At 69.3% G+C, this 14,527-nt stretch carries 10 protein-coding genes; 5 read left to right on the forward strand and 5 right to left on the reverse strand.

Annotated elements, in window-relative coordinates; genetic code table 11:
• Window positions 1–183 precede the first annotated feature (183 nt).
• A complete protein-coding gene (locus U1T56_RS04330; protein ID WP_418158214.1) occupies window positions 184–1,890 on the forward strand; it encodes an ABC transporter ATP-binding protein in 1,707 nt (568 codons plus the stop codon).
• 7 nt (window positions 1,891–1,897) lie between these two features.
• On the opposite strand, the gene U1T56_RS04335 is transcribed toward U1T56_RS04330, so the two are convergent.
• Together U1T56_RS04335 and U1T56_RS04340 are read right to left on the reverse strand one after the other, a co-directional pair.
• Window positions 1,898–3,421 carry a Ppx/GppA phosphatase family protein gene (locus U1T56_RS04335; protein ID WP_418158215.1) on the reverse strand — a complete coding sequence of 508 codons (1,524 nt, stop codon included), beginning with the start codon at window positions 3,419–3,421 and terminating at the stop codon, window positions 1,898–1,900.
• A gap of 5 nt (window positions 3,422–3,426) precedes the next feature.
• Window positions 3,427–5,550 (reverse strand): RNA degradosome polyphosphate kinase, encoded by a 2,124-nt coding sequence (locus U1T56_RS04340; RefSeq protein ID WP_418158362.1) that lies wholly within the window; start codon window positions 5,548–5,550, stop codon window positions 3,427–3,429.
• 218 nt (window positions 5,551–5,768) lie between these two features.
• Between U1T56_RS04340 and U1T56_RS04345 the strand changes: the two genes are divergently transcribed.
• The 4 genes from U1T56_RS04345 to U1T56_RS04360 all read left to right on the forward strand — a co-directional run bounded on the left by U1T56_RS04345 (window position 5,769) and on the right by U1T56_RS04360 (window position 10,709).
• Window positions 5,769–6,287: a SixA phosphatase family protein gene (locus tag U1T56_RS04345; protein ID WP_418158216.1), complete on the forward strand. Its 519-nt coding sequence runs from the start codon at window positions 5,769–5,771 to the stop codon at window positions 6,285–6,287.
• A 203-nt stretch (window positions 6,288–6,490) separates the two neighbouring features.
• On the forward strand, window positions 6,491–8,461 hold the full coding sequence (locus U1T56_RS04350; RefSeq protein ID WP_418158217.1) for an acyl CoA:acetate/3-ketoacid CoA transferase: 1,971 nt from the start codon (window positions 6,491–6,493) through the stop codon (window positions 8,459–8,461).
• A gap of 387 nt (window positions 8,462–8,848) precedes the next feature.
• Window positions 8,849–9,199, forward strand: a complete 351-nt coding sequence (locus U1T56_RS04355; RefSeq protein WP_418158218.1) for a GYD domain-containing protein — start codon at window positions 8,849–8,851, stop codon at window positions 9,197–9,199.
• A 388-nt stretch (window positions 9,200–9,587) separates the two neighbouring features.
• Window positions 9,588–10,709, forward strand: a complete 1,122-nt coding sequence (locus U1T56_RS04360; RefSeq protein ID WP_418158219.1) for an FG-GAP repeat domain-containing protein — start codon at window positions 9,588–9,590, stop codon at window positions 10,707–10,709.
• A gap of 304 nt (window positions 10,710–11,013) precedes the next feature.
• On the opposite strand, the gene U1T56_RS04365 is transcribed toward U1T56_RS04360, so the two are convergent.
• From U1T56_RS04365 to ku, 3 genes are all read right to left on the reverse strand, one after another.
• Entirely contained in the window at window positions 11,014–12,609 is a 1,596-nt protein-coding gene (locus tag U1T56_RS04365; protein WP_418158220.1) for a phytoene desaturase family protein, read from the reverse strand.
• 100 nt (window positions 12,610–12,709) lie between these two features.
• Window positions 12,710–13,609, reverse strand: a complete 900-nt coding sequence (gene ligD, locus U1T56_RS04370) for a non-homologous end-joining DNA ligase (RefSeq protein ID WP_418158221.1) — start codon at window positions 13,607–13,609, stop codon at window positions 12,710–12,712.
• Between the two features lie 5 nt (window positions 13,610–13,614).
• Window positions 13,615–14,460 (reverse strand): non-homologous end joining protein Ku, encoded by an 846-nt coding sequence (gene ku / locus U1T56_RS04375; RefSeq protein ID WP_418158222.1) that lies wholly within the window; start codon window positions 14,458–14,460, stop codon window positions 13,615–13,617.
• Between the last annotated feature and the right edge of the window lie 67 nt (window positions 14,461–14,527).

Here is a 14,527-nt window from a genome sequence, read left to right on the forward strand (position 1 = left end):
TTTTGCCGCACTCTTCGGCGCGACTGCTGCGGTCGTGGAGCAGAACATTGGCGGCTAGCCCGCGTTCCGGCAGGGCAGGCGCGCGGTTGCGTCGCGTGCCGTGGTGTGTTTCTAGGCGGGATGTTGTCGGCCGGCGTCGCGCCCGGCCAGGGCGCCGCGGCGCCGTCCAGCAGGTGGCCGGTCGTGATCAACATTCTTAGGATCTTCTTCCGGGCGCGTGGCGCCAATCCCTGGGTCGTGCTCGCCTGCCTCATCGTGGCGAGCCTGTGCGAGGGGGTGAGCCTCGCCACCATGGTCCCGCTGCTCGGCGCCGCCTCGGGCTCGTCGCACCCGTCCTTCGTCTCGCGGCTGGTCACCGACACGCTGGACCGGCTGGGCCTCCATCCGTCGCTGGGCGCTCTGATCGCGGTCCTGGTCGGCTTCATGCTGCTGAACGCCGCGGTCTCGCTCTTCGCCATGCGCAAAGTCGGCTATGCCAACGCCGAGGTCGCGAACGACATGCGCGCGCGGCTGATCCGCCACCTTCTCGGCGTGCGCTGGAGCTATCTCCTCGATCATCCTGCCGGTCGGATCGCCAACGCCTTCAGCGGCGAGGTCAGCCGCTCGCAGCAGGCCTACCAGCTCGCGGCCCAGTTCGTGGCCGAGGCGGTCGAGACCGTGGTCATGCTGCTGCTCGCCGTGCTCGTGTCGTGGAAGCTGGCGCTCGGGGCGCTCCTTGTCGGGCTCTCGACCGGAAGCGCGGTTCACTTCCTGGTCCTGCGGGCGAAGAAGGCCGGCAGGCGCCAGACCGAGCTCACCAAGGAACTCGTGAGCCTTCTGACCGACACGATCGACAACCTGAAGCCGCTCAAGGCCATGGGAGCACAGCAGGCGTTCGCGGGCTTCTTCGAGCGCCGCCTGCACCGCCTGCGCAAGGCGCTGCGCCGGCAGGTCCTGAGCCGCGAGGCCCTGCGCAACGGCCAGGACGCGCTCCTTGCCGTCTGCCTGGGTGTCGCCGCCTACTTCGCGCTCGTCGTGTTCTCGAACTCGCTCGAGCAGGTGATCGTGGTGGGCGTCGTGCTCACCCGGACCGCCAAGGGCATCGGCCGGATGCAGACTTTCCTGCAGCAGGCGGTGATCGTCGAGGCCCCTTTCATGGAGGTCGAGAACCTGATCCGCGAGCTCGAGGAGAACCAAGAGAACCGGGGCGGCGGCGTCGAGCCCCGCTTCGAGCGGGAGATCCGCTTCGAGCGGGTTTCGTTCGGCTACGGTGCCAAGGGCGTCCTGCGCGAGGCCTCGCTCGAGGTTCCTGCGGGCAGCATCACCGTGCTCACCGGCCCCTCCGGCGCGGGCAAGACGACGCTGATCGACCTCGTCCTCGGCCTGCATCGCCCGCAAGCCGGGCGCATCCTGCTCGACGATCTCGACCTCGCCGCGGTCGATCTCCAGGCCTGGCGCACCCGCGTCGGCTACGTGCCGCAGGAGCTGATTCTGTTCCACGACACGGTGCTCGAGAACCTGACGCTCGGCGATCCCGCCTATAGCGAGCGCGATGCCGAGGAGGCGCTCCGGCTCGCCGGCGCTCTCGAGTTCGTCATGCAGCTTCCCGAAGGTATGGGCACGGTGGTCGGCGCCAAAGGGGCCAGGCTCTCGGGCGGGCAGCGGCAGCGCATCTCGCTCGCCCGCGCTCTGATCCGCCGTCCGAAGCTCCTGATCCTCGACGAGGTCACGAGCGCCCTCGACCCGGAATCGGAACGGGCGATCTGCCGCAACATCGCGGCCCTGCGCGCGCGCACGACCGTGCTCGCCGTGACCCACCGGCCAGCCTTCCTCGAGATCGCGACCCGCATCTACCACCTCGAGAACGGCAGCGTGCGCGCCATGCGCGAGCAGGAGCCAGCGATCCTCTGAACGCCCCTCAGGCCGTTGCCGTGACCCGGAACCGGCCGAGACCCAGGGCTTTCGCCACGGCACGCAGCCGCGGTCGCGAGATGTCGGGATCGGGCGCCATGTCGGAGACGGGCAGATGCAGCACGAGCTCGTCGCCCGCGATCTCGAGCCGGCTGCTCGCGAGAAGATCGGGTACGGCGGCCGACACCCGGTAGCCGAGCTGCAGCGTGGCCCCCAGGAGCTCCGCGCGCCTTCGCTCCGGCTCCGGCAGGAGCGAGAGGATCGGGCGGATGAACAGATCCTCGGGGCTGCCCTCGTAGCGGATGAAGCAGGCGTAGGCGAGGAAGGCGCGCTCGGCGTGGGTAAGGCCGATGAAAGGATACTGGGCGAGGCGATAGAACGCCTCGCGCGCGCGGAAGGCCGGATGCTCGCGCCAGGCCGAATCCGAGAGCTCGCATGCCGCGAGCCGCAGCCGCCGCTGCTCCGGCGTCTCGTTCGGGAACACCGATCGGGTCCATTCGCCCATGGCCCGGCCGATCGTCGGCACGCGCGAGCGCGTGCGGCCGAAATCATGGGCACCGGCGAGCAGCGGATCCTCCTGCAGCTCCTCGGGCGTGAGGCGCAGGAACACGCGCCCCTCGCGCAGGCCGAAGGCCGAGAACACGACCGCCTCGGGCTCGATCCGGCGCACGACCCGCTCGAGCAGGAGCGCCGCGGCGCGCACGGTCGGCATGCGCCTTCCCGGCATGCCGGGCACGGTCTTGAGCTCCTCGTCGTCGAGAGCGGCGATGCTGCGCCCGAGCTTGACCGCTTCCTCCGCCGTCAGGCGATAGTCGTGCACCACCTTGAGCGGCGTGTCGGTGATGGCGAGCCGGATGCGGGCGAGCGCCCGCCAGCCGCCGCCCACGACGTAGAACGATTGCCCGCGACACACTCCTTCGAGCCAGGGCAGGCTCGCGAGGCGCTCGTCGATCAGGCGTGTGGCCGCCGCCCGGTCTTCGAGCAGCATCCGGGTCACTGGCAGCGTGCCGAGCGGCAGGCTGCCGTAAGGGGCGATCGGCCCGTCCGGGGTCACGAGCGAGAGATCCACGCTGCCGCCACCGAGATCGCCCACCACCCCCCGCGGCCGGTGGAAGCTGTAGGCGACGCCCATGGCCGCCGTGTGCGCCTCCTCGTGGCCCGAGAGCACGGTGAGCGGCCGGCCGGTGGCGCGCCGGGCCTCGGCCAGGAACTCGGCCCCGTTCATGGCACGGCGCACGGCCTCGGTCGCGACGTACTCGACCTCGCGTGCGCGCAGCGCGCTCGCGATGTGGGCGAAGCGCCGGAGCGCGTGCAGCGCGCTGTCCATCTCCTCCCGGCCGATCCGGCCGGTGGAGGCGAGGCTCCTGCCCAGCGTGGAGACCGACTTCTCGTTGAAGAGGGCTATCGGCGCCCGGCACAGCCGCTCGTAGACGACGAGCCGGATCGAGTTCGAGCCGATATCGACGACGGCGAACGGCTCGTGCCGCTCGCCTTCCTGCGCGCGCGGCGCGCTGCGGGGTGAAGCTGTCATCGGCCTTAGACGGTCGCGCTGTCGGGGAGATAGGAAAGCTGCAGGCGCGTGACCCCCTGCTTCTTGAGGGCGCTGCCGCGGCCCGACAGGCTCGGGTTGGTCATGAAATAGATGTGGGCCGAGAACGCCTCCTCGTCGGGCTTGACCCGCTCGTACGTGCCGTCGGGCTTCAGGATCCAGCTGTTGGTCACGTCCTTCAGGTTCGCCACCATCACCTGCGACATGATCTGCTGATGACAGGTCTCGTTCTCGATCGGCACCAGCGTCTCCACCCGCCGCGAGAGGTTTCTCTGCATCCAGTCGGCCGAGGAGATGAACACCTTGGCCTTCCTGGAAGGGAGCCCCGCGCCGTTGCCGAAGCAGACGATGCGGGAGTGCTCGAGGAAGCGGCCGACGATGCTCTTCACCCGGATGTTCTCGGACAGGCCCGGCACCCCCGGCCTCAGGCAGCAGATGCCGCGGATGACGAGGTCGATCTTCACGCCAGCACAGCTGGCCTCGTAGAGCTTCGTGATGATCTGCTCGTCCACGAGCGCGTTCAGCTTGGCCCAGATCTGCCCCCTCCTGCCCGCGCGCACATGTTCCATCTCCTCCTCGATATGGTGCACCAGGGTCTCGCGCAGGTTCACGGGGGCCAGCGCCAGCTTCTCGAGGCCCACAGGTGTCGCGTAGCCCGTCATGTAGTTGAACGCCTTGGCGGCGTCGCGGCCCAGCGCCGGATCGCAGGTGAAGAACGAGATGTCGGTGTAGACCTTGGCGGTGACGGGGTGGTAGTTGCCGGTGCCGAAATGGCAGTAAGTGCGGTAACCGTCGGCTTCCTTCCGCACCACGAGCGAGACCTTGGCATGGGTCTTGAGCTGGATGAAGCCGTAGACGACCTGGACACCCGCCCGCTCGAGATTCCTGGCCCAGCGGATGTTGAGCTCCTCGTCGAAGCGCGCCTTGAGCTCGACCAGTGCCGTCACCGACTTGCCGGCATCCGCTGCCTCGATGAGCGCCGCCACGATCGGGCTGTCCTCGCTCGTGCGGTAGAGCGTCTGCTTGATGGCGACGACGTTGGGGTCGCGCGCCGCCTGGCGCACGAACTGCACCACCACCTCGAAGCTCTCGTAAGGATGGTGGACGACGAAGTCTTTTTTACGGATCGCGGCGAAGCAGTCGCCGTTGTAATCCTTGATTCGTTCGGGAAAGCGCGGGGTGAAGGCGGGAAACAGGAGCTCCGGCCGGTCCTTGACGATCACCTGCGAGGCATCGGCGAGGCCCAGGATCCCGTCGACCTCGTCCACGTCTTCGGGCTCGACGTGGAGGTGCGTCGTGAGGAAGGTGCGCAGCTTCTCGGGCATCGCCGCATCGATGCTGAGGCGGATCACGTTGCCGAGGCGGCGCCGCTTCAGCATGGTCTCGAACAGCCGGACCAGATCCTCGGCCTCCTCCTCGATTTCGATGTCGCTGTCGCGCAAGACCCGGAAGAAGCCGCCGCCCTTGCAGACGAAGCCGGGGAACAGGAAGTCCGAGAAGGCGAGGATGAGCTGCTCGAGACGGATGAAGCGCGCCTGTTCGCCCGGCAGCCGCACGAAGCGCTCGAGCTTGCCGGGCAGGAGCACGAGGCCGACCAGCGTGTCGCCCTTGCCCCGATCCAGCTCGAGCACCACGCCGATGCCGCGGTTCGGGATGAACGGGAAGGGATGGGCGGGATCGACCGCGATCGGCGTCAAGACCGCGATCGCCTCCTCCTCGAACCGCTTGCGTAAGAATGCGAGATCCTGGTCCGTGAGCTCGCTCGTGTCGAGGACGACCACCCCGTGCTGGCGGAGCTGGGCGGTGAGCTGGTGCCAGCAGCGCTGCTGCGCCTGGACGAGCGTGCTCACGCGCTGCTTGATCGCGGCGAGCTGCTCCTGGGGCGTCATGCCGTCGGCGGTCACCGGGGGGATGGGCAGCTTCGCGAGCTCCATCAGGCCCGAGACCCGCACCATGTAGAACTCGTCGAGATTGTTGTCCGAGATCGACAGAAAGCGCAGCCGCTCGAGCAGCGGATGGTTCGGGTTGTACGCCTCCTCGAGCACGCGGCCGTTGAAGGCGAGCCACGAGAGCTCGCGGTTGATGAAATGCTCGGGCCGGATCTCCGGCATCGCCGGTGTGGCCGGCCTGGCATGGCGATCGGCCGCCGCCTCTCCATCGCGGTGGATGACGGCAGCTCCTGCGTCGACGCGATCTGCGGTCATGGCCCTGCCTTCTGCCGCATCCTTGCGGCGCGTGCACCATGCGTCCGGTCCGTGGCGGTTCTATAACCACTTCGGGCCGCGCTTGTCATGCGATCGGGCCCGCCACGCGGGAGCCATACCTCAGCATGCTGGAGCTTCTCCTTTTCCGCCACGCCAAATCGCGTCGCGACCAGCGTGGGATCGAGGACCATGAGCGCGACCTCGCCCCGCGTGGCGAGGCCGCCGCCCCGCGCATGGGCCGCCTTCTGCGCGAAGAGGGGCGCATCCCGGACCTCGTGCTCTGCTCGAGCGCCAGGCGCGCCGAGCGGACCTGGCGCCTCGCCGCCGCCGAACTGGGTGCCGCAGCACCGGAGGCGTTCTTCAGCCGCGAGCTCTACATGGTCCCGCCCGAGCGGCTCCTGGAAGGCATCCGCCGCCACGGGGGCGAGGCACGCCGCCTGATGCTGGTCGGCCACAATCCCGGCCTGCAGGAGCTGGCGCTCCTGCTCGTCGGCGAAGGCAAGGCCGGGCCGAGAGCCAGGCTCGCCGAGAAGTTTCCGACCGCCGCCATCGCCTGCATCACCTTCGATGCGCCGGGCTGGGACCGGCTCAGGCCGCATTCCGGACGGCTGGAGGCGTTCTGGCGGTCGCGCGATCTCGACTGAGGTGCTCGCCCGCGCTCGGCCGACGGCAGGCTCGGAAGCGATGGCGCGTTCCTCGGCGAGGGCTGCGACGCCGGCCGCTTCTGCTGCCCGTCCTGCGGCAGCGTCCTCGGATCCCGTACGTCGAGACTATGGTCGCGCTCCTGGTGATTGGGGTCTACTGCCGCATCGGCTGGATTCGAGCTGGCATCCACGGGAGGTGAACCATGACAGCGACACAGGCCGACAAGCGGCGCATCGGCCGCGGCGAGGCACGGAACAAGATCGTCACCCTCGAGGCGGCGGCGGCTCTCGTCCGCAGCGGCGACACGATCTGCACCTCCGGTTTCGTCGGCATCGGAACGCCGGACGACCTGCTCTCGGGTATCGAGCAGCGCTTCCTCGCCACCGGGGAGCCCAAGGATCTCACCCTCCTGTTCGCGGCCGGCCAGGGCGACGGCAAGGAGCAGGGCCTGAACCGGCTCGGCCACGACGGGCTCCTGAAGCGCGTCGTCGGCGGCCATTGGGGCCTCATCCCCAAGGTGGCGCGGCTCGCGGTTCAGAACCGGATCGAGGCCTACAACCTGCCCCAAGGCTGCATCTCGCATCTCTACCGCGACATCGCCGCCGGCAAGCCGGGCACCTTCTCGAAGGTGGGCCTCCACACCTTCGTCGACCCGCGCCAGGCCGGGGGCAAGATCAACGCGCGGACCAAGGAGGACATCGTCCGGCTGATCGAGATCGACGGCGAAGCGTGGCTCTACTACAAGGCCTTTCCGATCGACATCGCGCTGATCCGCGCCACCACCGCCGACCCCGCCGGCAACCTCACCATGGAGCGCGAGGCGCTCACCCTCGACAATCTCGCCATGGCGATGGCGGCCCGGAACTCGGGCGGGCTCGTCGTCGCCCAGGTCGAGCGGGTCGCGGCCCTGGGCTCGCTCCATCCGCGCGCGGTCAAGATCCCGGGCATCCTGGTCGACGCGGTGGTGGTCGCGAACCCTGCGAACCATCGCCAGACCTACGCCACCGTCTATTCGCCCGCCTTCTCGCAGGAGCTGCGCGTGCCGCTCGAGAGCCTGCCGCCGATGCAGCTCGACGCGCGCAAGATCATCGCAAGGCGCGCGGCCATGGAGCTCACGGCCAACAGCGTCGTCAATCTCGGCATCGGCATGCCCGAAGGTGTCGCCTCGGTCGCCAACGAGGAGAAGATCCTCCCCTTCATCACCATGACCGCCGAGCCCGGCGTCATCGGCGGCGTGCCGGCCTCGGGGCTCAACTTCGGCGCCGCGGTCAACACGGACGCGATCATCGACCAGAATCAGCAGTTCGACTTCTACGACGGCGGTGGGCTCGACCTCGCCGTACTCGGCATGGCCGAGTGCGATACGGCCGGCAACGTCAACGTCAGCCGCTTTGGCCCCAAGCTCGCCGGTGCGGGCGGCTTCATCAACATCAGCCAGAACGCGCGCGCGGTCGTGTTCACCGGCACCTTCACCGCGGGCGGGCTCGAGGTCGCGGTCGAGGACGGGAAGCTCCGGATCGTTCAGGAAGGCCGGGCCCGGAAGTTCGTGGCCGCGGTCGAGCAGATCACGTTCAACGGCGCTTACGCCGCCGAGCGCGGCCAGCCCGTGCTCTACGTCACCGAGCGCTGCGTGTTCCGGCGCGCTGCGGCCGGGGTCGAGCTCGTCGAGGTGGCACCCGGCATCGACATCGAGCGCGACATCCTCGCCCACATGGACTTCGAGCCCATCATCCGCGCTCCCGATCTCATGGACCTGCGCATCTTCGTGGATGTGCCCATGGGGCTCGACCGGTCCCTGTTCGACCTCGATCTCGACCGGCGCGTCACCTTCGATCCGAAGCGCGACACGCTCTTCCTCAACTTCGAGGGCCTGCGCGTGCGCACCGGCAACGACGTGGACGCGATCAGGGCCGCGGTCGAGCGCCGCTGCCGCGAGATCGGGCATCGCGTGCCGGTGGTCGTCAACTACGACAATTTCCGCATCGACCCCGAGCTGGTCGACGCCTACGCCGCCATGGTCCACCACATGGAGCAGAGCTGGTACACCCACGTCACCCGTTACACGAGCAGCGCCTTCCTGCGGCTCAAGCTCGGCGACGCGCTCGAGCGGGCCGGGGTGCGGCCGCATCTGTTCGAAAGCGCGGAGCTCGCGGCGCAGGTGGGGGGGACGTGAGGAGCCGGGAAGAGCCGATGGCCCTGCCCGGACCCGTCGTCCCGGCCCTCGGGGCCCTTGCGCGGCCTTGCACGCCTGCGCGAGCTCGCGGCGGCCGGAGCGGGCGGCGGCGAGCCGCTCGAGCTCGAGGGCGTTCCGGGGCCGCAGGCTCGCCCGCGGCTCGTCGAGATGCCGCGCCCATCCGGCCGGGTCCTCGCCGGGCCGGGCAGGAGGCCCGAGCCCGGCCGGATAAAGGAATATAGCCAAGAAAAGTGGCGACCGGCCGGGCGGGGCGCGGGTGCGAAACGGGCTGCCGGCGCACAGGCCCGGACGCTCGCGGTGTGGTCTTCGCGAGCTCCGCCTGCTAGAATCGGGTCCGGGATCGCCCGCTGGCGGGAGGGCCGTCCGATGCCCTTGTTCGTCTCACAGGGTCGCTACACCGAGGGCGCGATCAAGGCGATGCTGGCCAAGCCCGAGGATCGCACCGCCGCCGTGGCCAAGCTGGTCGACCGGGCGGGAGGCAAGCTGATCGCCTTCTATCTGCTGTTCGGCGAGTACGACTGGATGATCGTCTACGAGGCGCCGAGCGGGCAGGAAGCCGCGGCGATCATGCTCGCCGCGGTGGGCGCCGGTGCGATCACGAACACCAAGACCATGCTGGCGATGAGTGGAGCCGAGGCGCAGGCGGCGTTCGAGCTCGGCCGCGCTCTCGGGGCGGAGCACGGGGTTCCGGGTCCGTCCCGAGCCGGCCGGCCATGATGCCGCCGCGGTCGGGAGGTCCGCCATGGAGCGGGCACGACGCATCGAGACCAATCCGGAGATGATGCCCGGCGAGCCGGCGATCCGCGGCGCGCGCATTCTGAAACCGGCTCGTATGGTCTCGCTGTGCTGGTTGATTGCGTAGGGCGTTCCCGAAACTTCGGGACAGGGATGTCGTCGGAATATCAACCTAAAAAGAACAACGCGGCATCATCGGGCGCCGGCGCCGTGCCTCTCCCTCGGAAGTTCTCGGAATATCTCCCCTCGCGAAACGTCGGGCCATGAACGGGATGGTCCAAGTGGCCTCTCGTTGCCGTGTCCGGTGGCGTCGCCTCGGGCGCCGTGTCGTCCGGAGCGGAGCGGTGCGCCGCATGGAAGGGAGCGGGCGATGCGACGAGGGCTGCTGGCTCTGATTCTCCTCGCGGCCGGGATGCAGGCGCCACGGGCGCACGCGTTCCGGAACGTCCTGATCGACGGGAACGGGCCGGGGGAGGCCTGGGGCAAGGCGGTGGGCGACATCGACGGCGACGGGCGCAAGGATCTCGTCGTCGGCGGCTTCGATCCGCGCCATCCCGGCCTCTACTGGTACCGGAACCCGAGATGGAGCAAGGCCGTCATCGACGCGAGGGTCCGCATCGGCACCGACATCGAGGTGGCCGACCTGAGCCGGGACGGGCGCGCCGACGTGGCCGCGATCTTCTACGAGCGCGGACGCTACGGCCTCGTCTGGTACGAGAACACGCCGGCCGGCTGGCGGCGGCACGTCGTCGATGCGAACAGGATGCTGCACGACATCGAGGTGAAGGATCTCGACGGCGACGGCCGGCCCGACGTGGTCGGCCGCGGCTGGGGAGCCGGGGGCAGAGCGCTGCACGTCTGGCGGCGGACGGCGGCGGGTGGCTGGGCGCACAGCCGGATCGGGCTGCCGGAGGGCGGGGAGGGGCTCCTCGCCGTCGATCTCGACCGCGACCGCAGGCCCGATCTCGCCGTCGGCAAGTATTGGCTCGAGAACGTGAGCCGGCCCGGTGCCGTGGCGTTCCGGCGTCACACCTACAACCTCGCCGCCCCGGCCAACGCCTACATGGCGGCCGGCACCATCGACGGCGACGGGCGAGTGGACCTCGTCGTCTCGCCGGCGGAACGGGCCGGACAGTACTACCGCGTATCGTGGTTCCAGGCACCGGCCGACCCGAGGGCGGGAACGTGGACCGAGCACGTGATCGAGAACCGGGTCGAGTGCGTGGTCCATTTCGCAGGTATTGCCGACTTCGACCGGGACGGCCACGACGACGTGGCCACGGCCATGATGCAGCAGGGCCGCAATCCCAAGATCAAGATCTACTACAACCGGCGCGGCGACGGGACGTTCGGCCCGCCCACGATCGTCGCGCACACGAGCTCGCACAGCATGCGGATCATCGACGTGCGCAACAATGGCTGGCCGAGCCTGTTCGGCGCCGACTGGAACAGGTCGCCGCGCACGCCGGTCAGGATGTGGGAGCAGCCGTAGGAGCCGGGCTCCGGCGGCGCCGGGCGGGGCGACACCACTGCTCGGGCAGCGGCATCGATCTCCTCGCCCGGCACGAGCCGGGCGAGGAGATCGCGCTTTTGGGAGGCGTGCTGGATGTCGTAGTCGCCGGGCTCACCGTCGGCACCGATATCGTCATACCGTCTTCTTCGACCTCGACGGTGCGCTCCTCCGGGAGCGGGCGAAGCTCGATGTAGAGGCTTCGGTTGCCTTGTCGTAGCTCGTCCTCATGGGTGGAAATCCTGAGAGCTAAGGGGGCGTGACACTCCCTCGGTCTCCATCCTCGTCAGCTCAGCCGCTTGCCGCGGTCCTTCAGCACCTCGCGCGCGGCGTTGTGGCCGGGGATGCCGGAAACGCCGCCACCGGGGTGCATGGAGCTGCCGCAGACGTAGAGGCCGCGGACAGGGGTGCGGTAGTCGGCGTAATGCGCGGCCGGGCGGGTGAAGAAGATCTGGTCGGGGGCGAGCTCGCCGTGGAAGATGTGGCCCTGCGGCAGGCCGACGATGCGCTCGAGGTCGGGGGCCAGGAGCACCTGCATGTCGATGATGTCGTCGCGCCAGCCGGGGGCGAAGGTCTCGATCGCGTCGAGCACCTTGTTCACGAAGTTGTCGCGCTCCTGCTCCCAGGTGGCGCCTTTCAGCTCGTAGGGCGCATGGCCGCCGAACAGGTTGACCACGTGCTTGCCGGGCGGGGCCAGGGTGTCGTCGCGCATGGTGGGGACGACGGGGGTGACGAAGGGCTTCTGCGAATACCAGCCGTACTTCGCGTCGTCGTAGGCCCGTTCGAGATAGTCGATGTCGGGCGCGATGTGGACGTAGGTGGGATAGTCGAAGCCGGTCTTGGCGGGGTCGAACGAGCGGTACCGCGGCGGGCGGTGGCAGGCGACGTTGATCTTGAACGCGGTCGAGAAGGTGCGGTAGCCGCGGATGTCGCGCAGGTAATCTTCGGGCAGGTGCCGGGGTGCGACGAGGCGGGTCATCAGGGTTTTGGCGTCGACGTTCGAGATCACGACGGGTGCCCGGTAGTCCTCGCCCTTCTCGGTGACGACGCCGACGGCGCGGCCCTCCTCGACCAGCACCTCCCGGATCGGGCTGTCGGTCCTGATCTCGAGGCCGAAGCGGGCACCCGACCGGGCTATCGCCTGGGTGATCCTGCCCATGCCGCCCTTGATGAAGCCCCAGCCGCCCGCTCCTGCGTGCTCGCCCATGATGTGGTGCAGGAGCACGTAGGCCGAGCCCGGCGTCTTGGGGCCGGCGAAGGTGCCGATCGAGGCGTAGTAGGCGAGCGCCGCCTTGACGATGTCGCTCTCGAACCACTGCGAGAGGTAGGCGTCCGCCGACTGGGTCAGGAGGTCGAGGATGCGGTAGAAGCGGGTGCCGATCTTCCGGTACTCCCAGACCAGCTGCGCCGTTTCCTTGAAGTGCCGCCAGTCGGCCTGCGTCGGGTCGACCGGGGTCGCGAACAGGAGCTTGCGCACGACCTGGAGCGCTTCCTGGAGATAGGCGTCGAAGGCAGGATAGACCTCGGCGTCCTTCTTCGAGAAGCGGGCGAAGTTTTCCTGTGTCTTCTTCATGTCGTCGGAGAAGACGAGATAGTCGTCGCCCCAGAGCGGACAGAACAGATCGTTTGCCGGCAGCACCTCGAGGCCGAACTTCTTGAGCTCGAGGTCGGCGATGATCCTGGGATGCAGGATACTCATCACGTAGGAGAAGATCGAGGCCCTGAAGCCGGGGGTGAACTCCTCGGTGACCGCAGCCCCGCCGAAGATCGGCCGGCGCTCGAGCACGAGGGTCTTGAGGCCCGCCTTGGCGAGATAGGCGCCGCAGACGAGGCCGTTGTGGCCGCCGCCGATGATGAGCGCGTCGTAACGGTTGGCCGCCATGGCCACTCCCTGTCGTCTCGGTTCTTGGTCCCGAGTCTGCCAGGGCCGGGCGGGTGCCGCAATCGCCGGCGAGCGCGGGGCGGGAATGCGCGAAGGCCGGTCAGAGATCCTCCGGCAGGGCCTGCCGCAGGCTCGCGATCCCGGCCCAGGGGTCGGGTCGGTTCCGCAGGAGCCCGGGCACGGTGCGCACCGTGAAGGTGGCGGGATCGAGGCCCGGTCCAAGCTCGTCCCAGGCCAGCGGCATGGCGACGGGCGCTCCCGTACGGGCACGCGGGCTGTAGGGCGCGACGGCCGAAGCGCCGCGGGCGTTGCGCAGCCAATCGACGAAGATCCGGCCGCGGCGCTCGGCCTTGCGGATCGCGGTCGTGAGCCGGTCGGGGGCTGTGGCGGCGAGGCGCTCGGCCAGGGTCTTGGCCGCCGCCTGATGCGCGGCCCAGCCATGGGCGGAGGCGAGCGGGACGACGACGTGGAGGCCTCGGCCGCCCGTGGTCTTGACGAAGCTCGCGAGGCCGAGCCCCGTGAGCATCTCCCGCGCGATTCGGGCCGCTGCCACGACTCCCTCGAACGGAGCACCCTCGCCGGGGTCGAGATCGAGGATCAGACGGTCGGGATGCTCGGGCGTGGCGGCCCTGGCCGGCCAGGGATGGAGCTCGAGCACGCCGATCTGGACGAGGGCGATCAGGCCGGGAAGGTCGCGGACGGCGAGATAGGGCTCGGGCTCGCCGGGAATCGCGACGGTCTCGACCCGGTCCGGGACCGTGGCACCGGGATGGCGCTGGAAGAAGCAGGCTTTGCGTCGGCCTTGCGGGCAGCGGACAAGCGAGAGCGGCCGGCCGGCGAGCTCGGGCAGGATCCAGTCCGCGACCGTCTCGTGGTAGCGGGCGAGCTCGCGCTTGGTGATGCCCTGCTCGGGGAAGAGCACGCGGTCGGGGTGGGTGAGGGCGATGCCGGCGACGAGCGCGGGTTCCTGCTCGGGCTCGGGGCGGCGGCGTGCTGCCATGCGGCTCACGCCGTCCTGCGGCCGTGGCCGCGCGCGGGCTTCGGCGCCGCCGCCTCGTTGGCGTTGGCGCTCTCCTGGAGATCGTCGAGGCTGCGCTTCAGGGCCTGCATGAGGTCGATGATCTCGGCCGGAGGCCGTTGCGGTGCCTTGCGTCTGGGCTTTCTGCCCTCGAGCTTGCTCTGAATGAGCGCTCGCAGGGCCGCCTCGTAGTCGTCCTTGAACCGGCCGGGCTCGAACGGGGCCGACTTCTGCTCGATCAGCGCCTTCGTGAGCTCGACCATGCGCGGGTCGGGCGGGGTGGTGTCGAGCGTGCCGAAATACTGGTCGGCGGCGCGCAGGTCCTCGGCGTAGCGCAGCGTCTGGAGCATGAGCCCGTGGCCGCAGGGCCGCACCGCCACCACCCGCTCGCGCCGGTGCAGCACCACCTCGCCGATACCGATCCGCCCGGTCTCCTTGAGCGCGGTGCGTAAGACCGCATAGGCGTCGCCGCCGATCTTGTCGGCGGGGAGGAGGAAGTAGGGCGTGTCGACGTAGATGTCGTCGAGCTCGCGGGCGTCGATGAACTGCTCGAGCTCGATCGTGTCGCTGGCCAAAGGTGCCACCGCCTTCAGCTCCTCGTCCTCGAGCAGGACGTGCCGGCCCTCGTCCACCTCGTAGCCCATCACGATGGCGTCGTTCTCGACCGGGCCCTTGCCGGGCACCACCTTCTCGTAGCGCACCCGCTCGCCCGTGGGCTTGTGGATCTGATGCAGGTGGATGTCCCGGCTCGTGTCGATCGCCGGGTAGAGCTGGACCGGGAACGTGACCAGCGAGAGGCGGAGATAGCCTTTCCAGTAGGCGCGCGGTGCCATCACGTCACTCCCGTCCAGCCACGGCCGATACCCTCGTCGGCGTCCAATCAACGGCCGGCCGTAGCAC

It is taken from the genome of Benzoatithermus flavus, assembly GCF_037908215.1.
In the GTDB taxonomy this organism is placed as follows: domain Bacteria; phylum Pseudomonadota; class Alphaproteobacteria; order Geminicoccales; family Geminicoccaceae; genus Benzoatithermus; species Benzoatithermus flavus.

Excerpts from the sequence above, each read along its gene's own strand:
- U1T56_RS04335 (WP_418158215.1), bottom strand. The coding sequence starts at position 3,421 with ATGACAGCTTCACCCCGCAGCGCGCCGCGCGCGCAGGAAGGCGAGCGG.
- U1T56_RS04340 (WP_418158362.1), bottom strand. The coding sequence starts at position 5,550 with ATGCCGGAGATCCGGCCCGAGCATTTCATCAACCGCGAGCTCTCGTGG.
- U1T56_RS04345 (WP_418158216.1), top strand. The coding sequence starts at position 5,769 with ATGCTGGAGCTTCTCCTTTTCCGCCACGCCAAATCGCGTCGCGACCAG.
- U1T56_RS04350 (WP_418158217.1), top strand. The coding sequence starts at position 6,491 with ATGACAGCGACACAGGCCGACAAGCGGCGCATCGGCCGCGGCGAGGCA.
- U1T56_RS04355 (WP_418158218.1), top strand. The coding sequence starts at position 8,849 with ATGCCCTTGTTCGTCTCACAGGGTCGCTACACCGAGGGCGCGATCAAG.
- U1T56_RS04360 (WP_418158219.1), top strand. The coding sequence starts at position 9,588 with ATGCGACGAGGGCTGCTGGCTCTGATTCTCCTCGCGGCCGGGATGCAG.
- U1T56_RS04365 (WP_418158220.1), bottom strand. The coding sequence starts at position 12,609 with ATGGCGGCCAACCGTTACGACGCGCTCATCATCGGCGGCGGCCACAAC.
- ligD (WP_418158221.1), bottom strand. The coding sequence starts at position 13,609 with ATGGCAGCACGCCGCCGCCCCGAGCCCGAGCAGGAACCCGCGCTCGTC.
- ku (WP_418158222.1), bottom strand. The coding sequence starts at position 14,460 with ATGGCACCGCGCGCCTACTGGAAAGGCTATCTCCGCCTCTCGCTGGTC.